Origin of the sequence: Aquimarina rhodophyticola, from assembly GCF_042434915.1 — a bacterium.
Taxonomy (GTDB): domain Bacteria; phylum Bacteroidota; class Bacteroidia; order Flavobacteriales; family Flavobacteriaceae; genus Aquimarina.
In genome coordinates, this window is record NZ_CP170198.1 from 2,414,931 (window position 1) to 2,441,300 (window position 26,370).

Below are 26,370 nucleotides of genomic sequence, written 5' to 3' on the forward strand. Positions count from 1 at the left end.
ACATTGTTAATAAGTTATCCTTATTACAGTTTAAAATGTAGGGGGTTAATTTTTAAGAAATTGTTTATCAACACACTAGCAAAGCCGCCTACTTTACTTGGATTTACACGGCTTGTCACAAACATTTTGTGTGTTTAAAAAAATCATTAGGTAGTATTCATAAAAAATCTTTAAACTATTAATGAAAATGCTATATTTGCTTCTAATCCTCGTAAGAAGTATTAATGACGCATAAATTAAAACAAGACGGAAAATTCAGTTATCTTGAGTTAGGTGAAGGTACTCCAATCGTTATTTTACATGGACTAATGGGAGGACTTAGTAACTTTGATGGTGTAAGTACATTTTTTCCTCAGCATGGTTACAAAATCTTAATACCCGAATTACCTTTATACACGATGCCTCTTATTAAGACAAGTGTAGGAACGTTTGCAAAATATTTAAAAGAGTTTATTGATCATCTGGGCTATGATGATGTTATATTACTAGGTAATTCTTTGGGAGGTCATATTGGTCTACTGTGCACCAAAATGTTTCCAGAAAAAATTAAGGCATTGGTAATTACTGGTAGCTCTGGCTTATATGAAAGTGCCATGGGAGAAAGTTATCCTAAACGTGGTGATTATGAGTATATAAAAGCTAAAGCCGAAAATGTATTTTACGATCCTGAAATCGCTACTAAAGAAATCGTAGACGAAGTATACGCTACTGTGAACGATCGCAATAAATTGATCAGAACTCTAGCCATTGCCAAAAGTGCTATTCGTCACAACATGGCAAATGATCTACCTCATATGCATACTCCCACTTGTATAATTTGGGGTAAAAATGACAATGTCACGCCGCCAGAAGTAGCAGATGATTTTAATAAATTATTACCAAACTCTGATCTTTATTGGATTGATAAATGTGGTCATGCTGCGATGATGGAGCATCCCGAAAAATTTAATGCACTTTTATATTCTTGGCTACAAGAGCGTAAATTTTAAGATTTTTAACTTTATGAAAATTAATAGTGCAGAGTTTGTAATTAGCAATAGTGATGTCTCAAAATGTCCTAAAGACAACTTACCTGAATATGCTTTTATTGGTCGATCAAACGTAGGTAAATCCTCTTTGATCAATATGCTTACCGATAGAAAAAGTCTTGCCAAAACATCTGGAAGACCTGGTAAAACTCAATTAATCAATCATTTTTTAATTAATAAAAATTGGTTTTTGGTCGATTTGCCTGGGTATGGTTACGCCCGTGTATCAAAATCCACAAAAAAAGTATTCCAAAAATTTATCACGGCATACTTTAGCAAAAGAGAGCAGTTAATTACTGCCTTTGTATTAGTAGACTGTCGTCATGAGCCTCAAAAAATCGATTTAGAATTTATGCAGTGGTTGGGACAAAATCAAATTCCATTTTCTATTATTTTCACAAAAGGAGATAAATTATCAGAAAATAAATTGACCAAGAAAATTGAAAGCTATACTAACGTAATGCTAGAATACTGGGAAGAAATGCCCCAGTATTTTATCACCTCTTCCTCGTCTGCAATGGGCAAAGAAGAGGTTTTAGACTATATTATGAAATTGAATACTCAATTTTCTTCCTTATAAAAATACTGCCGTTTATTGTTGCTTGATTTCTAATTTTTCAGCAAAATAATCGCAGAAATCTTTCATGGTAGCCGTCATTTTTTCATCTTGCGTAGCTCTGTTAAAAGTATCACTCATAGAGACCAATGTTTGATGAAAGAAGACTTTCATTTCATCAACTGGCATATCTTTAGTCCATAAATCAATACGAAGGCTTTCTTGATGTGCGCTATCCCAAACAGATAGTAAAACTGCCTTGGTTTCTTCATTAGTTATGCCACCATCTTGCGCGGTCCAATTCAATTTTTCTGGCACTTTATTTTCATCTAATTCGATTGTTATCTTTATTTCTGATTTTTTTGTATTCGCCATTAGTTTCTGGGTTTATATTTTGACTTATTAAAAACTGTTTCTGCATCCATTATCAACAGTTGTCGCAAAGATACATTGTTATTTTTCATATAAGAAGTAACGATTCTCCAACCCATATATCTTCCTATGCGATCAGGAGCTTCCTTATCAATTTCTTCGAGATAAAATTTTGAGAACGGTGCGGGATATAAAAATCTAGGAGACAAATCGGCTTCTGTACTATATAACATTTCCTTATCAATAAAATAACGCCAAATTTGCTCTTCATTGGCTTGCACCCACTCTAATTGGGACAATGTATAACCAAACTTTACATAATCTTTTTGACTAGGCAAAAATAGATCTATTAAATACTGTACTTTGCCATAATATATCAAATTTGAAAGAAACGTTCTTTTGTTAGATAAACTTACTAACTGTTTTGCATAAACCGTAGCTACATCTGGTATAATCTGTTCAGAGGTGAAATTACGCTTGATATACTGTTGTATACTTTCATAAAAATAGTGATCATCACCTAGGTACGTATCTAATGCTATAAGCAATAGGTTATCTGAAAGTATTATTTTGTTGTGATAGTCTACATCGTTTGTAATTGTTATAACACGAGGCACAGTAATTTCAGGGAAATAATATTTTGCGTGTTGTAAAAGCGCTTCAAGATCTGCTTTTAAAGGAGTCAAATCAGTAAACTTTTTGGCAACTTGATTTGTCAATTCTATTTGCAAGGTATCACTCACTTTTTGCATCCAAAAACTATCTTTGTATTTCTCTGGAAATAAAAAAGGGTATTGCTGCTTTAAAAGAGGGAGTGTCCTTGGAGTAACACTAGAAAAAGCGCTATCAAAACGTTCAATACGAACCTCTACAGGGATTTTACGTATCTCTCTCTCTAGCTTGTCTTCTTTATTGCAACTAGCAAGTACAATGAAAAATAGACAAAACAGTTTTATTTTAACACATACATCTCGCACACTTTCACTTTTATATAAATATGTCATACTTCTATACAACGCCATCTTTTTTTATTAATTTTATCAACGCAAAGATAAGCGTATAGATTCTAAAAAAAACAACTATGCAAACTGAAAAAGTTATTGATCACATCGTTAATTGGCTAAAAGATTATGCTACCAAAGCGGCTATTGATGGTTTTGTTGTTGGTATTAGCGGTGGGATAGACAGTGCTGTAACTTCGTCTTTATGTGCCAAAACTGGACTTAGAGTATTATGTGTTGAAATGCCTATACATCAAGCTCCAAATCAAATTAATAGAGGACGGGAGCATATTGCACAATTACAAAAAAGATTTGCTAATGTCACCAATGTAGAAGTTGATCTAACACCTGTTTTTGAAGCATTTAAAACAGCTACTCCAACACAGGAAGCCGATCCTAAATCTGATCTAGCCTTGGCGAATACTAGAGCAAGATTACGTATGACTTCTCTATATTACTTTGCTGGCATACACAACTATTTAGTAGCTGGAACAGGTAATAAGGTTGAAGATTTTGGTGTAGGCTTCTTTACAAAGTACGGTGACGGGGGTGTCGATTTGAGCCCTATTGCTGATTTGATGAAAAGTGAAGTGTATGGCTTAGCCAAGGTGCTTAACGTTCCCGAATCAATACTTAAAGCTGCCCCAACAGATGGTCTCTTTGGCGATAGTCGAACGGATGAAGATCAGATAGGAGCTTCTTATGATGAGTTGGAATGGGCTATGAAAATGAAAGATGCTGGAAAAACTAGCTCAAATTTTGTAGGTAGAGAAAGAGAAGTATTTGATATTTTTATAAAGCGAAATACGGTAAATCAACATAAAATGAACCCCATACCTGTCTGTAAAATACCCGTTAGTCTTAAATAAATACAATTTCGTCGAGAATATTGTAAAAAGAGGATTACAACACTGATTACTTAGTAATTTTGCTATATACTTCACAGTAAAATACTGTGTTTCGTGTTTAAAAATTTTATAACCTCTTCAATACTATAAAAGAATGACTACCGTACTCATCGCAGACCATCACCCCATAACCAGAAAAGGAATTGCATCGCTTTTGCGTAATTCTGAAAGTTATGATATTGTTGGCAAAGTCAGCAATGGTAATGAACTCTACGAGGAATTAAAAGAAAAATCTCCTGATGTCCTTATTATGGAGCTAGATTTACCTCAGATAAATGGAATAATGGCTCTGAGAACCATCAAAAAGGAATTTACTAAATTAAAAGTGATCATTTTTAGTTCACATCCAGAAGAGATGTATGCTTTAAGTGCTATAAAAGCTGGTGCATCTGCATATTTATCTAAAACTGTTTCTACCAAAATACTAAAAAAAGCTGTTGAACGTGTGGCAAGAGGAGGTATTTATCTTAATGATACTCTTACGCAACAATTAGCAAACGGAACGACTAATGATAACAACATGGTTATAAAATACAAAAAATTATCATCCAGAGAGATTGAAGTACTTAATTTACTTTCGTCTGGCAAAAGAAATAAAGATATTGCAAGCACTCTTGCGATAAATGAAAAAACAGTAAGTACTTACAAAACTCGTTTACTCAAAAAATTAAAAGTAGATAATCTGGCAGATTTAATACATCAGTCTCGCTTGTTGCACATTAGCTAGATAACTCTATTAAGTTTTTGTGACAGCATCTTTCTTAAACCTATATAATCGATGATATCTTGCATGGTTTCGGCGTTCTGATTGTCTTTATTATCTTTTATGGTTTGAGATAACTCTGCTATCTTTTGCTCTATAAGAAAGCGTCTCAAATTAAGAATAATATCACTTACATATTGAGACACACTATGAAGTTTCTGTTTTACGTGAATTTCTTGATCGATCCAACGTGCCAAAGAATATCGCTCCTCGTTCATAATGATTTCTGTGATCTCTGGGGTAATTTCTGGCGGAATAGTATTAATAAATGTATCGATTTGAAAAGTTTCTACTTGATTAAGATGCTCTATTAATACTGTGTATGTTTTTTTAAAATTTTCTTGAGTAAATTCGATTTCATCATCTTGAAGATCTAAAAAAATTTTTTCAAACACCTTACTCTTATAAACTTCGGGCTCCATTATTAGTTCACCCGCTTCATTCTCTTTGAGAATAAGGTCTTCAAATTCTTCTTCTCGACTACCATAAAGCAAAAGAATTTCGATTACTTTTCGTTCTAACTCATATTGCTGGTTTACCTTTGTTTCTTTTTTGATCTCTGGCTTAACCAGTTGCATAGAATTAACATCACTTTTTTGAGACTTTGGTAGCGACTTCTTTTCTGCTATACCACGTAGTTGCGCTAAGGCATCAAATAAAACTTCTTCAGAAATTTCCATAATACGCGAACATTCTTGCACATAAATTTCACGTTTTATTACGTCAGGAATTTTAGAAATACTAGCCACCATATCACGAACAACCTCTGCTTTTTTAATGGGGTCGTTTTGTGTTTCCTCTTGCAACAAAGAAGCCTTAAAGCGAATAAAATCTTGTGCATTGTTTTTTAGATATTCTTCAATATCCTCCAAGGTGTTCTTGCGCGCAAAGCTATCAGGATCCTCGCCATCGGGAAACGTACATACCTTTACATTCATACCCTGTTCTAGTATTAAATCAATACCTCGAACCGACGCACGCATACCGGCAGCATCGCCGTCAAAGAGAACGGTAATATTTTTTGTAAGCCTATTAATTAAGCGTATTTGATCTGGCGTTAGTGCGGTACCCGAAGAAGAAACCACATTAGTTATTCCTGACTGATAAAGCTGTATAACATCGGTATAACCTTCTACCAAATAACAGTTATCTTCTTTTGCAATCGTTTGTTTTGCATGATAAATACCATATAATACTTTACTTTTATGGTATATATCACTCTCAGGTGAGTTTAAATATTTAGCAGCCTTTTTGTCATTTGTTAGTATCCTACCACCAAATCCTAACACTCTTCCAGACATTGACTGTATAGGAAACATAACACGACCTTTAAAACGATCAAACTGTTTTGTGTCTTTTACAATCGTCAAGCCTGTACTTTCAAGGAATTTAAGTTGATATCCTTTTCGTATAGCATTATTAGTAAATGCATCCCAGGCATCTGGCGAATAGCCTAAATTAAATTTTTTAATAATGTCTTCGGTAAATCCTCGTTCTTTAAAATAGGTTAATCCAATTGCTTTGCCTTGTTCTGTCTCATGTAATGATTTCTGAAAAAAAGTATTCGCATACTCACTCACCAAATACATACTTTCTCTTTCATCAGCCTGCTCCTTTTGCTCATCGGTTTGTTGAGTTTCTTCAATCTCAATATTATATTTTTTTGCGAGATATTTAATTGCTTCGGGATATGTAAAATGTTCGTGCTCCATTAAGAACGCTACTACATTACCTCCTTTTCCACTAGAAAAATCTTTCCAGATTTGTTTTACTGGTGAAACCATGAACGAGGGTGTACGCTCATCGCTAAAAGGACTTAATCCTTTAAAATTACTTCCAGATTTCTTTAACTGTACAAAATCTCCTATCACCTCTTCTAACCGAGCAGTTTCAAATACAGCATCTATGGTAACTTTATTTATCATTTGCTAATACATAAGAATTTGGCAAGGTAAAAGTAGGGTTCTTTTTAGTTTTAATGAAGATTTTTTTAGAGCTTATAAGTCATACCGCAAACCGAACGATAGATTATGTTGCTCGGGAATAGCGTTTTTAAAGAGACTGGATAAATCATATTTACTATAAATTGATAAACTGCCGAATCCTACATACGCCCCTATACCATAAATAAAACGTGTTACACCTAGGTCCTCTCTTAGCTTTTCCTTCTTTTCTTCTCCAGCTTCTGTATATTTTAATTTCTGTATAGTATGTATTGTTGCTCCAGTAAAACCACCAACTCCTAGTTTAAAATGCCCAGTGGTATCAAAACTTATACTAGTACGACTTGTATTATTTTTGGACGGTCCTACTTCGAGGTACAACGGAATCACAAGGTTATCAACTCTAAACTTTGACTTTGAAAGTTGTTTGTTGAAGGTAGCTAATCTCGTTTGGGTTTCATCTTTTACGAAAATTTGATCTCTTGTAGAACGAACGCCATTGGATTGATAAGCTATTCCATATCGCACTCTTAGAATATTATGATTTTTGAAAGCTCTAGTAGTCCATAACCAGCCGATCTCAAAAAAACGGCTCCGATAAAACTCAAAATCTACATCATTATATTTCTGATATTCACTACTTAGCGTATTTAATCCAGCTGCTACAAATATTCCACTAAAAGTGCGTTGATCAAATTTCACTTTAGGTCTAAAAATAAAATCTGAGTTTTCCTGAGCACTTACATCATTAGTAAAACTAAGAATGATACTTAGTGTTGTAACAAAAAAATAATATTTCATCTTCATCAATCCTAATAATTATTACAGGAACCTACCAAATTACTTTTTACGATCAATTACGTAATTCACCATCAAAATAAGTGATTGCTTATATTGAGAATCTTCATAATTCATCAATATATCCATAGCCTTAGCTTTATATTGATGCATTATTTTTATTGCATAGGTAAGACCCCCACTTTGTTTAACAAAATCAATTACTTCATTGACTCTCTTTTTATTTTTGTTGTGATTTTTGATCGAATTGATCAACCATTTTTTCTTTTCAGGAGAACAGGTATTGAGTGTGTAAATTAGAGGAAGAGTCATTTTTTGTTCCTTAATATCAATCCCTGTAGGCTTACCTATAGCCGTATCGCCATAATCAAATAGATCGTCTTTAATTTGAAACGCCATTCCGATCAACTCTCCAAACATCCTCATTTTTTCTACTGCATCTGTATTAGGAACCACTGAGCATGCTCCTAAACTACAGCAAGCGGCGATTAGAGTTGCTGTTTTTTGCCTTATAATTTCATAATACACAGATTCGGTAATATCTAAATTTCTTGCTTTTTCAATTTGCAGAAGTTCCCCTTCACTCATTTCTCTTACAGCTACCGAAATAATTTTAAGTAGATCAAAATCTTCATTATCAATAGATAACAAAAGCCCTTTTGACAACAAATAATCACCTACAAGAACCGCTATCTTATTTTTCCACAACGCATTGATCGAAAAAAAGCCTCTCCTTCGATTTGAATCGTCTACAACATCGTCATGAACTAAAGTTGCTGTATGAATTAATTCGATCACTGAGGCTCCTCGGTACGTACGTTCATTTACATTACCTGCAGAGACCATTTTTGCCACCAAAAAAACAAACATAGGACGCATTTGCTTTCCTTTGCGATTTACAATGTAATGGGTAATCCTATTTAATAAGGCTACTTTAGAAATCATAGATTGAGAGAACTTTTGTTCAAAAAGCTCCATCTCCTCGATTATAGGCAATTTTATTTGTTCGACAACTTTCAATATGAAATACTTACTTCTTTTTTCTTAGTCATGCGAAGATAGCATAAATACTTTTTGTAGTGATAGGAATTTCATTAATATGGCGCAGGTTTCACACCGTTTTAGGAAGTATTAACTAGCTATCATTAGTATGAAATTACTGTTTGTTAGCTAACTGTCCGCAAGCAGCATCAATATCCTTACCCCTACTTCTCCTCACATTAACAACAATACCTTTGGACTCTAAAGCTTGAATATATTGATCTGTTGCCTTTACAGATGCTTGTTGAAACTGTCCGTCATCAATTGGGTTATATTCAATCAGATTAACTTTACATGGAACATGACTACAAAACTCTACTAAAGCATTAATATCATCCTTAGAATCATTAATGCCTTCCCAAACAACGTATTCGTAAGTAATTTTACTCTTGGTTTTATCATACCAGTAAATAAGAGATTCTTTAAGATCGTTAAGCGTAAACTTTTTATTAAACGGCATAATAGAAGTACGCACTTTATCAATGGCAGAATGCAATGACACGGCAAGTTTAAATTTTACCTGATCATCTGCCATCTTTTTTATCATTTTAGGTACTCCAGAGGTAGAAACAGTGATACGTTTAGGGGACATCCCTAAACCTTCGGGCGATGTTATCTTATCAATTGCTTTTAAAACATTATTGTAATTCATTAATGGTTCTCCCATTCCCATAAACACTATATTCGATAACGGTCGTTGATGGTATAGGCGACTTTCATTATCAATAGCTTTAACTTGATCATAAATCTCGTCTGGATTGAGGTTTCTCATGCGTTTAAGCCTTGCTGTTGCGCAAAATTTACAATCCAGACTACACCCAACTTGAGAAGAAACGCATGCCGTAGTACGCGTAGGAGTAGGTATCAAAACAGATTCTACCACTAAACCATCATGTAGCTTTACAGCATTTTTGATAGTCCCATCTTTACTGCGTTGTATTTGATCAACAGAAATATGATTTATTACAAAATTGCTCTCCAACATTTGACGTGTTTCTTTGGAGAGATTCGTCATACTATCAAAATCATGAGCACCTTTGCTCCATAACCATTCGTAAACTTGATTACCTCTAAAAGATTTTTCGTTTTGAGAAACAAAAAATGCCTGTAATTGCTCTTTACTTAACGCTCGTATATCTTTTTTTTCTCCTTCATTATCGCTTGTTAAGATTTTAAATAAGCTCTTACCCCTAAGGCTTGGCAAAAAATATATGGAAATACATTATTCTGTATCCTTTACACGCTTCCATTTATGGGTACCTCCCCCGCCTTTATACTTTACATTTAGTACATCCATTTCATCTTCATCAATCCAAATATCACAATCGGACACTTCACCTGTCTTGATATCTGTATATTTACCGTTTTCGTATTTAAAGTCCTTTGAATGCTTTAGGTTTTTCATTATCAACAGTCCTTCAACCTTTTGATTTTTATCATCACCTTTACACAAATGACAAACTGCATCACGTTCTGATTGACGAAGCATGCGTTGTATAGAACCAAAAATTTGCTTTTCGATCATGTACAGTTGTACAATATTAATAGCGACCCCTGTGTCTTTGTCATATGTTTTCCATCTTCCCAAAATAGGATTGGGTGTATAGGACGCTAAAACAGCTTCTTTCAATTTTTCATCTACCGGATTTTCACCTAACCATATTTTAAAAAGAGCTTTTTTAAATTTTAGACTATTGATTTGTCCCAATTTATCTTTATTTCTGTACAAAGATAAATTCCCGCCTTTTTTATAAACTATCTTAAATATATCATATTTGTTTATTTCAGTAGGCAAAATTTTAATAAAATCTCTAATCTCATTTTCTAGAAGATAACTATTTCCGTCTGTTGCGCGCTCAATACCATTTCTAAGCATATCTTTTAAGTCTGTACCATCAATTGAGCTGGATATGATTTTAATCGAGATAACCATATCGCTATCTTTGTTAGCAACTCTTGAACCATCTTCGACACCTTCAACTTCAAAATCGAGATAAAGTCCTAAAGCATACATACGCTCTTTTTCACCAGCACCGTTAAGCATTAATTCGGCACCTTCAAAGACATCAATATCATTAAAAAATACTTCTCCGACCTTAGTTTGGCCAGTTGCAATTAAAGAGATTGCTCCAAAAAAAACTAAAAATAAATTTTTCATAAATCATTTAAAAATTAGGGGGCATGTTTTTCCCAATAATCAAAACGTGAATTTGTATCACAAAGTATATATTGGGTTGTAAAGATATTGTGGGTTTATGCAAATTTAAGGTAGTAAAAACTCTACTTTAACCATGGTTAAAGTAGAGTTTTTAATTATGTAATACTTTTAAAATCAACTTATATTATTAACATCGCATCTCCATAGGAGTAGAACTTGTATTTCTCCTTCACAGCTTCTTCATAAGCTTTTTTCATAAAATCATGACCTGCAAAAGCCGAAACCATCATAAGAAGTGTAGATTTTGGTGTATGAAAGTTAGTAATCATACAGTTTGCAATACTAAAATCATATGGTGGAAAAATAAATTTATTGGTCCATCCTTGAAATTCATTCAAAGTATGCTCGGATGAAACAGCACTTTCTAATGCTCTCATTACAGTAGTTCCTACTGCGCAAATTCTTCTTTTATTGGTGATTCCTTTATTAATTACTTCGGTTGTTTTAGCATTAATATATGCCTCTTCACTATCCATTTTGTGTTTGGATAAATCTTCAACCTCTACTGGATTAAATGTTCCTAAACCTACATGCAAAGTAACCTCGGCAAAATCTACTCCTTTAATCTCTAAACGTTTCATTAAGTGTTTAGAAAAGTGTAATCCAGCTGTAGGTGCAGCAACGGCACCTTCGTTTTTGGCATATATAGTCTGATACCGTTCAATATCATCTGGTTCTGCCTCTCTCTTAATATATTTTGGAAGCGGAGTTTCACCTAAATCAGTTAACTTCTGTCTAAACTCATCATAAGAACCATCATATAAAAAGCGTAGTGTTCTCCCTCTAGACGTTGTATTGTCAATAACCTCTGCAACTAAGCTTTCATCATCTCCAAAATATAATTTATTACCAATACGTATTTTACGTGCAGGATCGACTAAAACATCCCAAAGTCGTGTTTCTGAATTAAGTTCTCTTAATAAAAACACTTCAATCCTTGCACCAGTCTTTTCCTTATTTCCATATAATCTTGCAGGAAAAACCTTTGTATTATTGAGCACCATAACATCATTAGGTTCAAAATAGTCAATAAGATCCTTGAACTGTTTGTGTTCAATTGTTTGCTCTTTGCGATTAAGAACCATAAGACGAGATTCGTCTCTGTTTTCTGCAGGATATTCAGCTAATAACTCTGGCGGAAGATTAAAATTGAAATGTGATAACTTCATTCTATATATTTTTGAGGGTGCAAATATACGATCTACAAACAAGGGTTGTCAAGTAAATCATCAGATATATTTTAAAATCAGCTAATTTTGAAGCCCAACTGCTTAAGATCACTCCAAAAATCTGGGTACGATTTTGACACTACTGTTGCGTCATTGATTGTAATCGTTGTGAGTAACGCTAAGGGCGCAAAAGCTAATGCCATGCGATGATCATTGTATGTATCTATTGAAACATTAGGCTGTAATTGATTTAAAGACTCGAGAGTTAGAGAATTCTCTGTGACACGAACCTTACCTCCCAACTTTTCTAACTCTGTTTTGAGTGCTAGTAAGCGATCCGTTTCTTTAATTTTTAATGTGTGAAGACCAGAAAGCTTACAGGACACCTTCAAGCCTAAACATGTTACAGCTATTGTTTGAGCAATATCTGGAGCATGCATAAGGTTGAGCTCTATAGGAGCAATAGTGTTTGATGTTTTTTTAAGAGTTATTGAGTTTTTTTCAAACACTGTCTCTACTCCAAATTTTTTATAAATATCAGCTACTATAGCATCGCCTTGGTAACTATCCTTTTTAAAGGTTTGCAAAGTCACCTCTCCTGCTTTAGATAAAGCTACTATGCTATAAAAGTAAGACGCAGAACTCCAGTCGGACTCTATAACGATTTTAGGATTTAAAACCTTCTGGCATGGCGCAATAACAATCTTATTTTCTTCAAAACGGGACTCAACACCAACTTGCTGCAATAATTGTAATGTCATATTAATATATGGCATTGAGGTTATTTCTCCTTCCAAATTAATAACCAACCCTTGACTTAATGAGGGGGCAATTAACATTAAGGCTGAAATATACTGACTGCTTACATCAGCTTTAAGAGAAACACTATTTTTTACTGAAACCGCACCTCTTATTCTTAATGGAGGGTAACCTTCTACATTTTGATACTCGATCTGACATCCAATTTCACGTAGCGCATTTACTAATATTTTAATTGGACGCTGCTGCATTCTTTCACTCCCTGTCAAAATAACATCAACACCTGGATTCACTGCAAAATAAGCCGTTAAAAATCGCATAGCGGTACCCGCATGATTCACATCGATCACTCCGTTGCTCTGCAACAAGGCAGTTTGCATACTATTAGCATCATCACTATTTGAAATATTCTCAAGCACGATTGCTGAATAAAAAGCTTGTAGCAAGAGTGAACGGTTAGTCTCACTTTTAGAACCAGTAATAGTAATTGTACGTCTATGAATACTATCCAGTTGAGCCAATTTTAAATTCATTCTTTATTTTTTTTAAGCTTTCTTGATTCAAAATGATATCCCAAAATCATGCCGTACATAAGACCTCCCACTATTCTTGATAGTGCATAGCGCACCCATTTACCCTTATCAATATGATCAACAATAAAAGAGGTAAAATCAAAACCTTGATATTGCATTAACAACTCTATAAAACTAAAGAGTACTATAAAACCTAGTGCAAGGAGAGTTACCGATTTCCAATAGGATCTAGAAGAAAGTATGGTTGTAAACATTATTTTAATTTTTCATTATTTTGGTGGCGATCATGATCTCTTTTAGTTTTAATTGCTAACTTTTTATCAAAAGCTTCTTGGAGATCGACGCCAGTTTGATTAGCTAAACAAAGTACTACAAAAAGCACATCGGCTAATTCTTCGCCAAGATCTTTAATTTTATCACTCTCTTTTTCACTTTGTTCTCCATAGCGACGTGCTATGATTCTCGCTACCTCACCTACTTCCTCAGTTAGTTGCGCCATATTTGTAAGCTCATTAAAATAACGCACTCCGTGATTATTAATCCACGTATTTACTGTTTTTTGGGCATTTTTAATATTCATTTTATATCTTTTTTAACACTACCTGTTCACTTTCTTTTATTATGATTTGATTGTAAAATTCTTTAATTGCTTGATAGTTATCCGGCGAAACAAAGGGTGTATTTAAGGTTTCCGAGACTAAAACCTGTATTTGATTATTTGTTTTATTAATTCTATACACAAATTTACCCATATTTTGAGGAAGTTTAAAGGCAGAAGGCTTAGGAACCTCTACTACTTCATAACCCTCAGGTATTCTTATAGATACCATTAAGTTATTATCATATCCATATCCAAAATCAATGGGATACTGGCGATCTTCCGCTTTAAATAAGTTCTCTTTATCTCTCAAGAATAACAATGGTGAAAAGAACATTTCATCACCTACAATCTCAATTTCATTTTCTAAAACAAATTCAAAACGCTCCCCCAACGGCTTTCCTAATTGATCTAAACCCTTAAGTTTATAAGACGAGATGTTATTTATCTCATATATTTCTTTAACTCTCTTAATTTGTGTATTGCTGTCATTTCCTCCATATCGAACTCTAAAATCATGAGCTAAATAAGACAAACGATTTGAACTATGCGTACCCTTAACCACTCCATCAATGTCAATCTCACACATAATTGAACAATGAAACCTCGAACCTTGATCTGGCCTAAAATTTATTAACTGTGAAGTTCCATTTTCAGAGAGGATTCTTCCTGACCCTTGAATTACTCTATTTGGAAGCACATTAAACTCACCAAACTTATCCGTAGCATCCATATAAACGATGTTATCACCAGACTTGACTCTAACAATTAAGTAATCGAAACCTTCTAATGTAGGAAATAAAGCTATGGTTTTATTTACTGAACTCACCAATACAGGATTCGCTTGAATCTTTGCGTATTTTAGCATGGCTACTAACATAATATTTATTTCAGCTGAATTACCAACTCTTGAAGTGTATGCTTTTTTAACTCCATCAACAGTCATTACTCGAAATTTCTTATTCCAAGTCATCCTTTTTTTTACAAAATCAAAAATTTTATTAGTTAGCTCTAAGGGATCACTTTCACTATTGATTATAGAATCAATATCCCTTTTAAAATAACTATTTTTTTCAATTTCATTCCCGAATCTTGAATCATTATATATGGTTTTGGCAACATCTTCCCAGCTTGTAGAATAATTATTTATACTACTTTTAGGAAATTTGGTATACTGTAATTCGAAATCTATAGAAGCCATATAATTTTTAGTATTGCCCGAAAAAGGTTCTGATTTAAATGCTGGTGTATCTTTTGAATTGATTTCATATGTATTTACTAAATACTCTATCGTGTTTTGCGAATAATTTGTTTTAGTAGCATAAAATCCAGATCTTGATTTCGAACTAAGAACTATTTTATCACTTTCTACAGATTCTTTTATATGAATCGGTAAATAACCAGAAGTAAATTTTTTGAAATGGTAATATTCAGGAATTGAGATACGTATAGCTATATTTTTAATAGCAATATTTCTTTGAAGATAGATTTTATCAATATTCCTCGCAAAAGGTGAAACAATTTTATATTTATATTCAATCACTGAACCTTCATGTAATAAAGGCATTGTAAACTTCACCTCATTATAATGTTCTGAATACTCATTTTTAAATATTTTATCTTTTTTCAGTTTAGTCTCTACTATTTCTCCATTGATTAAACTATAGGTAACCGCTCTCAATCCATTAAGCTCCTCTTTATCGCTGTTATTTCTGTAGAGGTAGATATGTTCGCTTGCTTCATCAAAACCTTTTTTGTTATAGAGCTTTATTCGTTTATAAACTTCGGTAATTAACTGAAAACCATTCTCCTGACTATACTGAAATTTAATTTTTCTACTTTCATACAAAACTACAGCATTTGCTGTACTATCTATTTTGTAGCTTTTTTCTAGCAACTCCTCTTTTGAGACCTTACCAAACTTATAATTTTGGGCAAAACCATTTGTAGCAAATATTAGAGTGATGACTATTGTCAACTTATTTAAAGTATTCATATTTATATTGGTTAAAATTATTCTATTGTAAGTACAATTTTTGTTTTATCTATTTTTTTTATCTCTGCCCAGAATTGTCGATAATTCTCATAGCTTTCTTTTGGAAAAATCCCATCAACTATCTTTAAAGTACGTTTAAATTTTATTTTAGTCGAACTCAGCTTTTCCAATTCGTAACTATAAGCCCCGAATTCGCTTTCTATAAACGTATTTGAAGGTAAACTACCAAGCAAATATCCATAAGGTAGATTAATCTCATACTCATCAGTGTTTACATAGCCATGTTTTACAACTAAAGGGGTTCGTCTATTTTCGTAATTAGGTAGATTTCCTTGATAGCAATTAAACACATTAGCGGTCAACAATAATCTATTTCCTGCTTTTTTAGAATAAGTGGTGCAAGTAATTAAAAGATCTTCCACAAACTTTGCGGATTCTTTATCATCCTGAAAATTTATTGATTTGATTTGCAAATTATTTATATAGCTCCACTTTTCTTTATAACTTAAAACCTGATCCTTAGGATCTTGAAACTGAATTTGATAATTCCAATCATACTCTAACCCATTAGAATGTCGCTTGACAATAGCTTCCATTGAATTATCGGCTTTTAATTGAATTATTGCAGTAGTATTTAATATATTTTCATTTGGCAAATATCTCTTTGTACGTTTAATTTCACCTCCATCTGGAGTTATAACCAATACATTTCTATCATCGGTAAAGTCTCCTATGAAATTGAAGGGCATTGTTTGACTTGTGCACTCTAACCATATATCTTCTTCTGCACTAGGAATATTTAAAATCACGTGATTTCCTTCTATTGAAGCAAACTCTGTATCAATATCTCTTCTTTCATCAGCAAAAACAACTGTATAAAAAGACTCAATACCTTGACTATCCAACAACGCTTTCGTATAATTTGTAAGCGCTTTACAATCTCCATATCCTAATCGATCCACATCACTTGCTAAAAATGGCATCCACCCACCAATCCCTAATTGAACACTTATATATCTTGTTTTATTTTGTAAATATTCATAAATAAGCTTTGCTTTCTCTCTTTTAGTATTTGCCTCAGCAACTAGATTACTAATTTCCTGAATGGTTGATTCAGGCAATTTATCTCTTCCTAATAAAAGATTCTCATAATACCACTTGCCAAGTGTTTTCCAATCATAAGCTGAACCTTCTATTCCTTCTAAAGTGAAATTATTCAATGAAACTTTAACTACTGGCATTATTTCAAAATAATTCGGGCTCATCATTTCTGAGCGTTTCGATATTAAATTTGACACATTATAGAATAACTCATGATCAGAATTATTTTTATAAATGGAGTATCCCTCAAAGTTCATTTCTTTGCTTTTGAGGGGTATTTTTGTTGGGTTAACAACTTTATAGGATGATTTTTCAACGCTTAAACCATATTTTGAAATGGGAGTCCAAGATTGAATAAAGGCGGTAGAACTTTTTTCTACTTCGCTCTCAAAAACTAAAGTATAAGGATAATTAACTGGTGTGTATTCCAAATACTTAATTCGATCATCTCGCATCAAAGAAAAACCATCAATATAGCTCCTATCCTTAAAATCCCTCTTTTTATACTTGGCTATTTCATTACCCATATTATCGTAAATCACAGCCGATAATTTATTGATCTTTCTTGAAGAGTCATACCACTCGGAAAATTTAGCATAATATTCTCCATGTTTGTTCAATACGGTTACTGCTTTTTTAGTCTTAACCGTAGCCACATTAACCGAATGTATTTCAATAAGAACTTCTTCGAACCTTACTACAGCATTCGCATCTTTAAGCAATATAGGGTTAATTCTATTGACATGTAGTTCTTGTAAATTCTGAGAAGAAACCTTAAAAAAAGGCATAAGTAATAAAACCCACAAAAGATATTGTGAAAATCTAGACATACGTTATAAAATTTGGGGTAGTTACTCTTTACTTTTTGTGTCGATAAGTAAGGTTATAGGTCCGTTATTGATTAAATTCACCTTCATATCTTTACCAAAGATACCGGTTCCAACTTTCTTACCCAAATCCAATTCCAATTGATTTACAAAATGCTCGTACTTCGTTATAGCAATTTCAGGTCTAGCTGCTTTACTATAACCAGGACGATTTCCTTTCTTAGTGCTTGCAAATAATGTAAATTGACTTACTACTATAACTTGACCCTTAACATCAACAATAGATTTATTCATCAGACCATTTTCATCTTCAAATATTCGTAGTTTACTTATTTTAGCCGATAACCACTTACTATCCTCATCATTATCCTCTTCTTCGATACCAACTAAAATCAATAAGCCTTGTGCTATCGATGCTACTACCTCTTCTTCAACAGTTACGGAGGCTTCTAATACCCTTTGAACAACAACTCTCATACAACTATTTACTCTTCGGTATAATTATTTTTTCTGTAATGTTCCTCTTCTCCCTCAATAATTTGTAAGTAACTCTTGTATCGTGACCAGGCTATTTCTCCCGAGTCCAACGCATTTTTAATAGCACATTTTGGTTCATTTATATGCATACAATTATTAAATTTGCATTGAGATTTTAATTTAAAAAATTCTGGAAAAAAATCACCTAGCTCTTCTTTTTCTATATCCACTATTCCAAATCCTTTTATTCCTGGAGTATCAATAATTTTGGCATCAAAACTTAGATCAAACATCTCGGCAAAGGTGGTTGTATGCTGCCCTTGTTGATGCTGCTCACTAATTTCTTTTGTTTTTAGTCTCAAATTGGGCTCTATCGCGTTAACTAATGTTGATTTACCTACACCACTGTGACCTGAAAACATACTAACTTTAGCACGCATCATTGTCTTTACACTCGCAACATTTTTACCAGTTTTAGCAGAAATCCCGATGCAGTCATAACCAATTTTTCTGTATAATGCCGCGAGATATTTAACCTCTAATAACTCTTCTTGACTATAAGTATCAATTTTATTAAATAAAACCACTGCTTTTATACCATAGGCTTCGGCAGTAACCAAAAACCTATCTATAAATGCGGTAAAAGTTGGAGGATTATTTAAAGTGACTAACAAGAAAACTTGATCTATATTGGCTGCTATAATATGTGTTTGCTTAGATAAATTTACAGATTTGCGAATTATATAATTTTTTCGTTCATGAATGGCATTAATGACTCCGCGTTCATTATCATTTTCATCATTAGTCTGCTCTAATTTAAAATCTACTTTATCTCCAACTGATACTGGGTTTGTACTTTTAATTCCTTCTATTCTGAATTTTCCTTTAATGCGGCATTCGTAAGTTTTCCCGTTTTCTGCTTTTACAGTATACCAACTTCCTGTAGATTTATATACAATTCCTGTCATATTTACAAAGATGCAAATTATATCTCAGACGCATAGTCGTTTAAAAAGGTCTTTCTATTATTTGACACTATTTTTTTGATGATTAATTGACTCTTGATGAATGGCTTTGTAAATACGTAGAATAAACTCTTCACTAAGTCCGTTTTCATTACCTTCGAGAATCATACGTCCCAAAATCTCGTTCCATCGTTTTGATTGCAAAATTGCAACATTCTGTTGAGCTTTTACTCTTCCTATTTCATCAGAAATTTTCATTCTTTTAGCCAAAACTTCTAATAATTGATTATCGGCAATGTCTATTTTGGCTCGTAGACCACTTAGGGCTTTTTGGTACGCTTCATCATCTCCAATCTCTTTTCTTATTTTTAAATCTTTCATCATTTGAATTAATGTATCTGGTGTGATTTGTTGTTTTGCATCACTCCAAGCGTTATCTGGGTCGTAATGAGTCTCTACGATTAACCCATCAAAGTTGAGATCGAGGGCAGTTTGTGATAAATCAAAAATTAAATCTCGACGTCCAGCAATATGCGAAGGATCCAAAATTAAAGGTAGGTCTGGAAATCGGTTTTGCAAATCAATAGGTATTTGCCACTCTGGAATATTTCTATACTTTGTTTTTTCATACGTTGAAAACCCTCTGTGAATAACCCCTAAATTCTCAACATTTGCTGTATACAGTCGTTCCACTGCCCCTAACCATAAGGAAAGATCTGGATTGATTGGATTCTTTACCAATACGGGATTATCAATACCTCGACAAGCATCGGCAATATCTTGCACTATAAATGGCGACACAGTACTTCGCGCTCCTATCCACAGAATATCAACCCCATGATTCAATGCTAACTCTACATGATGCGGATTCGCTACTTCGGTAGCTATCTTCATTCCTGTTTCCTCTTTGGCCCGCTGCAACCATTTTAAACCCAAGGCTCCAACACCTTCAAAATTCCCTGGTCGCGTTCTAGGCTTCCAAATACCAGCACGAAGTACTGTTGCATCAGAATCCTTTAATTGATGTGCTATTTTTACCACTTGATCTTCGGTTTCTGCGCTACACGGCCCACCAATAACCAAAGGATGATCTAATCCATAAGCATCTAACCAGTTTCTTAATTCTTTTTTATTTTCCATAATTTCTCTTTTTTTAAGCTGCTCGAATCATTAAATCTGTTGTTGATCAGGCTTCGATTCCTTTTAAAATTAATTTTATATGATTGATATCTTCCATTTCTTTATGTATTCCTTCAAAATCATCATTTTGAAGTAAATTCTTAAAGTGGGAGAGGTTGTTAATATACTCTGTCAATGCTTCGACAACATTATCCTTATTTTGTTTAAAAATAGGCCCCCACATATCGGGAGAACTCTTAGCTAATCTAACTGTAGAGGCAAATCCACTACCAGCCATATCGAAGATATCTTTTTCGTTTTTTTCTTTTTGAATGACGGTTTTACCCAACATGAATGAACTTATATGGGATAAATGAGAAACATATGCAATATGCTTATCGTGTGACACAGGATCCATATAACGAATTCGCATTCCTAAGGCCATAAATATTTTCATTGCTTGTTCTTGCAATTTGAATGCAGTTTTTTCTACTTCGCAAATTATATTTGTTTTACCATAAAACAACTTATGAACTGCAGCACTAGGTCCAGAAAATTCTGTGCCAGCAATAGGATGCATTGCCAAAAAGTTACGTCTATTTTTATGTGTCGCAACTGCCTCGCATATTGCCACTTTTGTAGATCCCACATCCATCACAAGCGTATCATCTGATATCCGATCCAAAATATCGGGTAACAAAGTAGCAGTTGCTGTTACAGGAATTGAGATTAACACGATAGTGGCTATCGCTAAATCTTCTAAAGTAGCAACACTATCTATAAGTCCATTTTTTTGTGCTGTATCTAAATGTTTTTTATTAGAATCTACACCGTAAATGATAGCATTAGGTAGTGATTTTTTCACATCCATACAAAAAGATCCTCCTATCAATCCTACACCTATTACAAAAAGATTCATATAGTATCTGTTTTAATAGTATTACCACAAAAACTACCAAGCTCAATCCGTCTCAAAGCTTCTTCTATTTGATTTATATTTACACACAACGAGAATCTCAAATATCTCTTCCCCTGAGTCCCAAATACGCCTCCAGGAGTAATAAAAATATTATAGTCGTGTAATAATTCTTCAATAAAATCATATCCAATTACATGAGCAGGCAATTTAGCCCAAACAAAAAGCCCTATAGCCTTCTTATCAACAGTGCATCCTAAATTTTCTGCTAGCTTCCATATTAATTCTCGTCTTTTTTTATAGATTGAATTTAAATTATCATACCATGTATTCGAGATGTTTAATGCTGCTATCGCTCCTTCTTGAATACCTTTGAACATCCCGCTATCCATATTAGACTTTACCTGAAGTATCCCTTGTATTTTTTCTTTGTCTCCCATAACCATACCCACTCTCCATCCAGCCATGTTAAAGGTTTTACTCAAAGAATTTAATTCTAAAGCACATTCTTTGGCTCCTTCAATAGTAAAGATGCTTACAGGCCGAGGATTGAGCACAAAACTATAAGGGTTATCATTTACCAAAAGAATAGCATGCTTTTTGGCAAAATGAATAAGCTTTTCGAACAACTTGATATTTCCTGAAGCACCTGTTGGCATATGTGGATAATTAACCCACATAATCTTAACCTTTTTCAAATCCATTTTCTCTAAAAGATCAAAATCAGGCTCCCAATTATTTTCTGCAGTTAACTCATACGCGACTGGTTCTGCATCCAATAATTTTGTTACCGATGCGTATGTAGGATATCCTGGGTTAGGAATTAATACTTGATCTCCAGCATCAAGATAAGCCATAGATATATGCATGATACCTTCTTTAGAACCAAGCAATGGCAAAATTTCGGATTCACTATCTAGATGTACATCAAACTTAGTTTTATAGAATCTGGCGATTGCAGTTCTAAGCTGAGGAATTCCCTGATAGCTTTGGTATTGGTGCACTCCCTTTTCTTGCATTGCTATCTGCATAGCTTGCACAACCTCAACGGGAGGATCTAAATCAGGACTACCTATTGCTAAATTCAAAATAGGCTTTCCTTCACTTTCTAGTACTCTAACCTCACGTAATTTTGAAGAAAAGTAATATTCTTCTACCTTATCTAATCGTTTTGCAAATTGTACCTTCATTGCTTTTGATCTTTATATATCCCTAAAATTTTCAATTCTAAAATCATGTCCTGTATTACTACTGTAGCATTCATCAAATCATCATACTTAGCAAATGTTACATCCATAAAAAAAGAATATTGCCAAGGTTGATTGGGCACTGGCAATGATTGTATTTTTGTTAAGTTAAGATTGCAATTACTCATGATATTTAGAATTGTAGCTAAACTTCCTTGCTCATGTGCGATCATCATCTTTAAGGTTGCCTTATTAACCCCTTCTCTAACTTGTTGTGTATTGGACTTATGATTTAAAATAAAAAAGCGTGTACTATTAGTATTTACTGTTTGAATGTTTTGAGCTAACATATCAAGATGATATAAAGTTGCCGCTATTGCACCTGCAACGGCACCTATTCCTAAGCTTTTTTCTTTATCTATTTGTTGAGCTACTAGAGCGGTATCGGGAGCTTCGACTAGTTTGATATGTGTATGCTTTTTAAAAAATTCTTTACATTGCAATAGTGCCATAGGATGTGAATGTACTTCGATAATATCAGTAATACTTTGTCCTGGCAGTGCCATTAAACAATGCTGAATGGGCGCATAAAATTCACCGATAATACTAAAACCACATTCGTCTATATAAGCATAATTAGGAATAATAGAGCCTGCGATTGAATTCTCAATTGCCATTACCGCGTGCTCACTAGTCGCCTTCACCAAACTCATTGCTACGTCTCCAAATGACATGCACTCTAGCACATCCACAGTCTCTCCAAAATATTGTAGTGCTACTTGGTGATGATAAGACCCTTTAATTCCTTGTATTGCAACCTTTGATTTCATTAAAATTTGAATAAAAAAAATCCCGATGTACATCGGGATTTTTTATAATATAAATATATTGTTATTTACATAGGGATCCCGTTCTTCTCTTTAAAATAAAAGAAGAAAAAATAAAATCCGTTCCAAGTAAATAAATTATTCATTGTCTATGTTCTAATTACACTGCTAATGTAAATAAAAGGAAGAACTTTCAAAAAAAAAAGTAACTTAATATTTGAAAGTGGCAGATAATTATCAAAATCTTAGTTTTATGTTCAAGTATTACAAATATGATAAAACTACAACTTAGGTAAATACTTTATTGCCTTATTTATATAACATTTAGTTCTTTACCGACCTTAACAAATGCTTCAATAGCTTTTTGTAATTGATTGTGGGTATGAGCCGCAGACAGCTGTACACGGATACGCGCTTTTCCCTTTGGTACTACTGGATAAAAGAATCCAATAACATAAATACCTTCTTCCAGTAATTTACTGGCAAACTCTTGGGCTAACGTAGCCTCATATAACATCACTGGTACAATGGGATGATCACCTGGCACAATATCAAAACCAGCAGCCGTCATTTCATCTCTAAAAAATTTAGTGTTTTCTTCTAACTGATCTCTTAAAGAAGTTGAGGCACTTAAAAGATCCAATACTTTAATAGAAGCTCCAACAATAGAAGGCGCCACTGTATTTGAAAACAGATATGGCCTAGAACGTTGTCTTAGCAATTCGACAATTTCTTTACGAGCAGCTGTAAATCCCCCTGAAGCACCACCTAGAGCTTTGCCGTAAGTACCTGTAATAATGTCAATTCGTCCCATCACATCACGATATTCATGGGTTCCACGACCTGTTTTTCCCAAAAACCCTGTAGAATGGCACTCATCTATCATTACCATTGCATTATAAACCTCGGCCAAATCGCAAATCCTGTCTAGTTGAGCGATCGTACCATCCATTGAAAAAGAACCATCGGTAACGATTAAAATACGTCTAGAGCCCTGCGCCTCTTTCAATTGTTCTTCTAAGGATTCCATGTTGTTATGATCAAATCTAAAACGTTTTGCCTTACATAACCTAATACCATCAATAATAGAAGCATGATTAAGTGCATCAGAGATAATAGCATCATCTGGCCCCAAAATTGGTTCAAAAAGTCCTCCATTTGCATCAAACGCAGCTGCATATAAAATACAATCTTCCATCCCTAAAAATTCTGCAGTCTTACGCTCTAACTCTTTATGGATATCCTGAGTCCCACAAATAAAACGAACCGATGATAGCCCATAACCATGAGAATCTATTGCATCCTTTCCCGCCTGTATGACATCGGGATGTGATGATAGACCCAAATAATTATTTGCACAAAAGTTTAAAACCTCTTTTGTTTTTGTAGTATCAATTTGTGCCCCTTGAGGTGTTGTGATAATACGCTCGGATTTATATAATCCCGCTTCTTTAATTTCTTCTATTTCTTTTTGTAAATCTTCTTTAATATTTGAAAACATGAACGTCTCTTTTTAAATTAATTTTTAACAGTTTATTAGGGGCATGCTTAAAATTAAACTTTAAAAGCAGTAACTCCAAACATCCCTATCAATTCTTAGTTAAACACTTAGTCTTACACATAAGTTTAAACGGTTTACTTACTTAATAGCATACTGTAATTTTAATTTTTCTACCATTACTTTACTCATACGTTTTAGATCATACGCCGGCTCCCATCCCCAATCTGCTCTTGCACTACTATCATCGATAGAATTAGGCCATTTGGCTGCAATTTTCTGTCTAAAATCTGGACTATATCGAACTTTAAAGTCTGGATACATTTTTTGTAATTCTGCAACTACATCCCTTGGAGCAAAACTTGTTCCTGCCAAATTATAAGAAGTTCTTACTTTGATATTTTCTTTGGGTGCATCCATTAATTCCAATGTGGCGCGCACTGCATCTTCCATAAAAATCATAGGCAACATCGTATCTTCCTCTAAAAAACAATCAAACGTTTGCTGCAATACTGCCTTGTGATAAATATCTACTGCATAATCTGTGGTACCACCCCCAGGCAATGATTGATAACCAATAACTCCAGGATATCGTAGTGACCGTACATCAAGACCATAACGCAAAAAATAGTATTGAGCCCAATTTTCGCCTGCGGCTTTACTTATACCATAAACAGTTGCAGGATCCAAATAGGCATTATTAGGTGTATCTATCTGGGTAGCACCATCTCCAAAAACAGCAATCGAACTAGGATAAAACACTTTATCAATTCCATTGAGTCTCGCAACTTCTAAGACATTAAAAAAGGTCTGCATATTAATATCCCAAGTTTGTAAAGGGTTTTCTTCACCTCTAGCAGACAGAATAGCTGCCAAGTGATATATTTGAGTAATACCATACTGTTTTACAACAGACTCAATTCTTCCACGATCGGTGGCATCAATGATTTCAAAAAATCCTTCAGTAGTATCTTTCTCCCTTAAATCTGAAGCTACAACATGCGCTATTCCAAATTTTTCTTGAAGTGCCTTTGTTAGAACTGAACCTAACTGACCGTTAGCTCCGATAATTAAAACATTCGTTTTCATAACGTATTACTATTAAGCAGTATTTACTTGCAAAAGTAAATATTATAGATTTTAGTGTGAAATTTTATTTTATTATCCGTAAAAATTACTTCATTATTTTATATTTGAAGTAGTTTTAACTTTATAATAATTTCTATAATAAATTTGCAGTTAAATTTACTTAGCCTATGGAAGATTTAGATGAAATAGACATCACAATTTTGAGAATTCTTCAAAAGGATGCTAAGAAGACAACCAAAGATATCGCTCAATCGCTAAAGTTAACTTCTTCTCCTGTTTACGAACGAATACGACGTTTAGAAAAAAAGGGATTTATACAAAAATATGTAGCTATTCTTGACAAGAAACTAATCAATAGATCTGTCACTACAATTTGCCAAGTATCTATGCGCTATCATAATGAAGCTTTTATAGAAAAGTTTGAAGAACAAATACAAAATCTTGAAGAAGTTCAAGAATGCTATCATATGGCTGGTCAAGTTGATTTTATACTTAAAATAAACACTCCAAATCTTGAAGCGTATCATGACTTTGTAAAATATAAACTTTCAACTATCGAAAATATTGGTGTATTAAACAGTACTTTCGTTTTAAAGGATATAAAGCATACTTCTGCTTTTTATATTTAAATTTAATTTTCACAAAAACCCAAGCCTGTTAGGTTAACTTACTATTCATTAT

The 26,370-nt window shown here is 33.6% G+C and carries 26 protein-coding genes; 5 read left to right on the forward strand and 21 right to left on the reverse strand.

The window, feature by feature from the left end:
- Window positions 1-224: 224 nt before the first annotated feature.
- Together ACE939_RS10445 and yihA are read left to right on the forward strand one after the other, a co-directional pair.
- Window positions 225-989, forward strand: a complete 765-nt coding sequence (locus ACE939_RS10445; protein WP_378185516.1) for an alpha/beta fold hydrolase — start codon at window positions 225-227, stop codon at window positions 987-989.
- 13 nt (window positions 990-1,002) lie between these two features.
- Window positions 1,003-1,608, forward strand: a complete 606-nt coding sequence (yihA, locus tag ACE939_RS10450; protein WP_378185517.1) for a ribosome biogenesis GTP-binding protein YihA/YsxC — start codon at window positions 1,003-1,005, stop codon at window positions 1,606-1,608.
- Between the two features lie 12 nt (window positions 1,609-1,620).
- On the opposite strand, the gene gldC is transcribed toward yihA, so the two are convergent.
- Both gldC and gldB read right to left on the reverse strand, forming a co-directional pair.
- On the reverse strand, window positions 1,621-1,959 hold the full coding sequence (gene gldC, locus ACE939_RS10455; RefSeq protein ID WP_378185518.1) for a gliding motility protein GldC: 339 nt from the start codon (window positions 1,957-1,959) through the stop codon (window positions 1,621-1,623).
- Window positions 1,959-2,978, reverse strand: coding sequence for a gliding motility lipoprotein GldB (gene gldB / locus ACE939_RS10460; protein ID WP_378185519.1), 1,020 nt, complete (start codon window positions 2,976-2,978; stop codon window positions 1,959-1,961). The genes gldC and gldB overlap by 1 nt, the downstream gene beginning before the upstream one ends.
- Window positions 2,979-3,037: 59 nt before the next feature.
- On the opposite strand from gldB, the gene nadE reads away from it, so the two are divergent.
- A complete protein-coding gene (gene nadE / locus ACE939_RS10465) occupies window positions 3,038-3,826 on the forward strand; it encodes an NAD(+) synthase (RefSeq protein WP_378185520.1) in 789 nt (262 codons plus the stop codon).
- Between the two features lie 133 nt (window positions 3,827-3,959).
- Window positions 3,960-4,592: a response regulator gene (locus ACE939_RS10470; protein ID WP_378185521.1), complete on the forward strand. Its 633-nt coding sequence runs from the start codon at window positions 3,960-3,962 to the stop codon at window positions 4,590-4,592.
- Here the strand turns inward: ACE939_RS10470 and dnaG are convergent.
- The 19 genes from dnaG to ACE939_RS10565 all read right to left on the reverse strand — a co-directional run bounded on the left by dnaG (window position 4,589) and on the right by ACE939_RS10565 (window position 25,689).
- A complete protein-coding gene (gene dnaG, locus ACE939_RS10475) occupies window positions 4,589-6,553 on the reverse strand; it encodes a DNA primase (RefSeq protein WP_378185522.1) in 1,965 nt (654 codons plus the stop codon). The two genes, ACE939_RS10470 and dnaG, sit on opposite strands and share 4 nt — an antisense overlap.
- Before the next feature lie 72 nt (window positions 6,554-6,625).
- Entirely contained in the window at window positions 6,626-7,372 is a 747-nt protein-coding gene (locus ACE939_RS10480; protein WP_378185523.1) for a hypothetical protein, read from the reverse strand.
- Between the two features lie 39 nt (window positions 7,373-7,411).
- A complete protein-coding gene (locus ACE939_RS10485) occupies window positions 7,412-8,389 on the reverse strand; it encodes a polyprenyl synthetase family protein (RefSeq protein ID WP_378185524.1) in 978 nt (325 codons plus the stop codon).
- A 136-nt stretch (window positions 8,390-8,525) separates the two neighbouring features.
- Complete coding sequence (gene rlmN / locus ACE939_RS10490; protein WP_378185525.1) at window positions 8,526-9,614, reverse strand: 23S rRNA (adenine(2503)-C(2))-methyltransferase RlmN; 1,089 nt, start codon at window positions 9,612-9,614, stop codon at window positions 8,526-8,528.
- 18 nt (window positions 9,615-9,632) lie between these two features.
- On the reverse strand, window positions 9,633-10,568 hold the full coding sequence (locus ACE939_RS10495; RefSeq protein WP_378185526.1) for a chalcone isomerase family protein: 936 nt from the start codon (window positions 10,566-10,568) through the stop codon (window positions 9,633-9,635).
- A 179-nt stretch (window positions 10,569-10,747) separates the two neighbouring features.
- Complete coding sequence (queA, locus tag ACE939_RS10500) at window positions 10,748-11,797, reverse strand: tRNA preQ1(34) S-adenosylmethionine ribosyltransferase-isomerase QueA (RefSeq protein WP_378185527.1); 1,050 nt, start codon at window positions 11,795-11,797, stop codon at window positions 10,748-10,750.
- A 77-nt stretch (window positions 11,798-11,874) separates the two neighbouring features.
- The gene (aroA, locus tag ACE939_RS10505) at window positions 11,875-13,089 is read right to left on the reverse strand and encodes a 3-phosphoshikimate 1-carboxyvinyltransferase (protein WP_378185528.1); all 1,215 of its coding nucleotides are present in this window, start codon (window positions 13,087-13,089) and stop codon (window positions 11,875-11,877) included.
- Window positions 13,086-13,343, reverse strand: a complete 258-nt coding sequence (locus ACE939_RS10510; protein ID WP_378185529.1) for a hypothetical protein — start codon at window positions 13,341-13,343, stop codon at window positions 13,086-13,088. Before ACE939_RS10510 ends, aroA begins: the two co-directional genes overlap by 4 nt.
- Window positions 13,343-13,669 carry a nucleotide pyrophosphohydrolase gene (locus tag ACE939_RS10515; RefSeq protein WP_378185530.1) on the reverse strand — a complete coding sequence of 109 codons (327 nt, stop codon included), beginning with the start codon at window positions 13,667-13,669 and terminating at the stop codon, window positions 13,343-13,345. Before ACE939_RS10515 ends, ACE939_RS10510 begins: the two co-directional genes overlap by 1 nt.
- 1 nt (window position 13,670) lies before the next feature.
- The gene (locus tag ACE939_RS10520; RefSeq protein WP_378185531.1) at window positions 13,671-15,683 is read right to left on the reverse strand and encodes a transglutaminase domain-containing protein; all 2,013 of its coding nucleotides are present in this window, start codon (window positions 15,681-15,683) and stop codon (window positions 13,671-13,673) included.
- A 17-nt stretch (window positions 15,684-15,700) separates the two neighbouring features.
- The gene (locus ACE939_RS10525; RefSeq protein WP_378185532.1) at window positions 15,701-17,614 is read right to left on the reverse strand and encodes a DUF3857 domain-containing protein; all 1,914 of its coding nucleotides are present in this window, start codon (window positions 17,612-17,614) and stop codon (window positions 15,701-15,703) included.
- A 21-nt stretch (window positions 17,615-17,635) separates the two neighbouring features.
- Window positions 17,636-18,088 carry a D-aminoacyl-tRNA deacylase gene (gene dtd / locus ACE939_RS10530; RefSeq protein WP_378185533.1) on the reverse strand — a complete coding sequence of 151 codons (453 nt, stop codon included), beginning with the start codon at window positions 18,086-18,088 and terminating at the stop codon, window positions 17,636-17,638.
- Window positions 18,089-18,096: 8 nt separating this feature from the next.
- The gene (gene rsgA, locus ACE939_RS10535; RefSeq protein ID WP_378185534.1) at window positions 18,097-19,056 is read right to left on the reverse strand and encodes a ribosome small subunit-dependent GTPase A; all 960 of its coding nucleotides are present in this window, start codon (window positions 19,054-19,056) and stop codon (window positions 18,097-18,099) included.
- A 57-nt stretch (window positions 19,057-19,113) separates the two neighbouring features.
- Window positions 19,114-20,193: a chorismate mutase gene (locus tag ACE939_RS10540; RefSeq protein WP_378185535.1), complete on the reverse strand. Its 1,080-nt coding sequence runs from the start codon at window positions 20,191-20,193 to the stop codon at window positions 19,114-19,116.
- Window positions 20,194-20,239: 46 nt separating this feature from the next.
- The gene (locus ACE939_RS10545) at window positions 20,240-21,091 is read right to left on the reverse strand and encodes a prephenate dehydrogenase (protein WP_378185536.1); all 852 of its coding nucleotides are present in this window, start codon (window positions 21,089-21,091) and stop codon (window positions 20,240-20,242) included.
- On the reverse strand, window positions 21,088-22,278 hold the full coding sequence (locus tag ACE939_RS10550) for a pyridoxal phosphate-dependent aminotransferase (protein ID WP_378185537.1): 1,191 nt from the start codon (window positions 22,276-22,278) through the stop codon (window positions 21,088-21,090). The genes ACE939_RS10545 and ACE939_RS10550 overlap by 4 nt, the downstream gene beginning before the upstream one ends.
- Window positions 22,275-23,105, reverse strand: coding sequence for a prephenate dehydratase (locus tag ACE939_RS10555; protein WP_378185538.1), 831 nt, complete (start codon window positions 23,103-23,105; stop codon window positions 22,275-22,277). The genes ACE939_RS10550 and ACE939_RS10555 overlap by 4 nt, the downstream gene beginning before the upstream one ends.
- Before the next feature lie 310 nt (window positions 23,106-23,415).
- A complete protein-coding gene (gene kbl, locus ACE939_RS10560; RefSeq protein WP_378185539.1) occupies window positions 23,416-24,603 on the reverse strand; it encodes a glycine C-acetyltransferase in 1,188 nt (395 codons plus the stop codon).
- Window positions 24,604-24,741: 138 nt separating this feature from the next.
- Window positions 24,742-25,689: an NAD-dependent epimerase/dehydratase family protein gene (locus ACE939_RS10565; protein WP_378185540.1), complete on the reverse strand. Its 948-nt coding sequence runs from the start codon at window positions 25,687-25,689 to the stop codon at window positions 24,742-24,744.
- Window positions 25,690-25,856: 167 nt separating this feature from the next.
- Between ACE939_RS10565 and ACE939_RS10570 the strand changes: the two genes are divergently transcribed.
- Complete coding sequence (locus ACE939_RS10570) at window positions 25,857-26,318, forward strand: Lrp/AsnC family transcriptional regulator (protein ID WP_378185541.1); 462 nt, start codon at window positions 25,857-25,859, stop codon at window positions 26,316-26,318.
- Window positions 26,319-26,370 lie beyond the last annotated feature (52 nt).

Bases quoted from the DNA above. Each gene is read 5' to 3' on its own strand.
- ACE939_RS10445 (WP_378185516.1), top strand. From the start codon at position 225: ATGACGCATAAATTAAAACAAGACGGAAAATTCAGTTATCTTGAGTTA.
- yihA (WP_378185517.1), top strand. From the start codon at position 1,003: ATGAAAATTAATAGTGCAGAGTTTGTAATTAGCAATAGTGATGTCTCA.
- gldC (WP_378185518.1), bottom strand. From the start codon at position 1,959: ATGGCGAATACAAAAAAATCAGAAATAAAGATAACAATCGAATTAGAT.
- gldB (WP_378185519.1), bottom strand. From the start codon at position 2,978: ATGGCGTTGTATAGAAGTATGACATATTTATATAAAAGTGAAAGTGTG.
- nadE (WP_378185520.1), top strand. From the start codon at position 3,038: ATGCAAACTGAAAAAGTTATTGATCACATCGTTAATTGGCTAAAAGAT.
- ACE939_RS10470 (WP_378185521.1), top strand. From the start codon at position 3,960: ATGACTACCGTACTCATCGCAGACCATCACCCCATAACCAGAAAAGGA.
- dnaG (WP_378185522.1), bottom strand. From the start codon at position 6,553: ATGATAAATAAAGTTACCATAGATGCTGTATTTGAAACTGCTCGGTTA.
- ACE939_RS10480 (WP_378185523.1), bottom strand. From the start codon at position 7,372: ATGAAATATTATTTTTTTGTTACAACACTAAGTATCATTCTTAGTTTT.
- ACE939_RS10495 (WP_378185526.1), bottom strand. From the start codon at position 10,568: ATGAAAAATTTATTTTTAGTTTTTTTTGGAGCAATCTCTTTAATTGCA.
- queA (WP_378185527.1), bottom strand. From the start codon at position 11,797: ATGAAGTTATCACATTTCAATTTTAATCTTCCGCCAGAGTTATTAGCT.
- aroA (WP_378185528.1), bottom strand. From the start codon at position 13,089: ATGAATTTAAAATTGGCTCAACTGGATAGTATTCATAGACGTACAATT.
- ACE939_RS10510 (WP_378185529.1), bottom strand. From the start codon at position 13,343: ATGTTTACAACCATACTTTCTTCTAGATCCTATTGGAAATCGGTAACT.
- ACE939_RS10515 (WP_378185530.1), bottom strand. From the start codon at position 13,669: ATGAATATTAAAAATGCCCAAAAAACAGTAAATACGTGGATTAATAAT.
- ACE939_RS10520 (WP_378185531.1), bottom strand. From the start codon at position 15,683: ATGAATACTTTAAATAAGTTGACAATAGTCATCACTCTAATATTTGCT.
- ACE939_RS10525 (WP_378185532.1), bottom strand. From the start codon at position 17,614: ATGTCTAGATTTTCACAATATCTTTTGTGGGTTTTATTACTTATGCCT.
- dtd (WP_378185533.1), bottom strand. From the start codon at position 18,088: ATGAGAGTTGTTGTTCAAAGGGTATTAGAAGCCTCCGTAACTGTTGAA.
- rsgA (WP_378185534.1), bottom strand. From the start codon at position 19,056: ATGACAGGAATTGTATATAAATCTACAGGAAGTTGGTATACTGTAAAA.
- ACE939_RS10540 (WP_378185535.1), bottom strand. From the start codon at position 20,193: ATGGAAAATAAAAAAGAATTAAGAAACTGGTTAGATGCTTATGGATTA.
- ACE939_RS10545 (WP_378185536.1), bottom strand. From the start codon at position 21,091: ATGAATCTTTTTGTAATAGGTGTAGGATTGATAGGAGGATCTTTTTGT.
- ACE939_RS10550 (WP_378185537.1), bottom strand. From the start codon at position 22,278: ATGAAGGTACAATTTGCAAAACGATTAGATAAGGTAGAAGAATATTAC.
- ACE939_RS10555 (WP_378185538.1), bottom strand. From the start codon at position 23,105: ATGAAATCAAAGGTTGCAATACAAGGAATTAAAGGGTCTTATCATCAC.
- kbl (WP_378185539.1), bottom strand. From the start codon at position 24,603: ATGTTTTCAAATATTAAAGAAGATTTACAAAAAGAAATAGAAGAAATT.
- ACE939_RS10565 (WP_378185540.1), bottom strand. From the start codon at position 25,689: ATGAAAACGAATGTTTTAATTATCGGAGCTAACGGTCAGTTAGGTTCA.
- ACE939_RS10570 (WP_378185541.1), top strand. From the start codon at position 25,857: ATGGAAGATTTAGATGAAATAGACATCACAATTTTGAGAATTCTTCAA.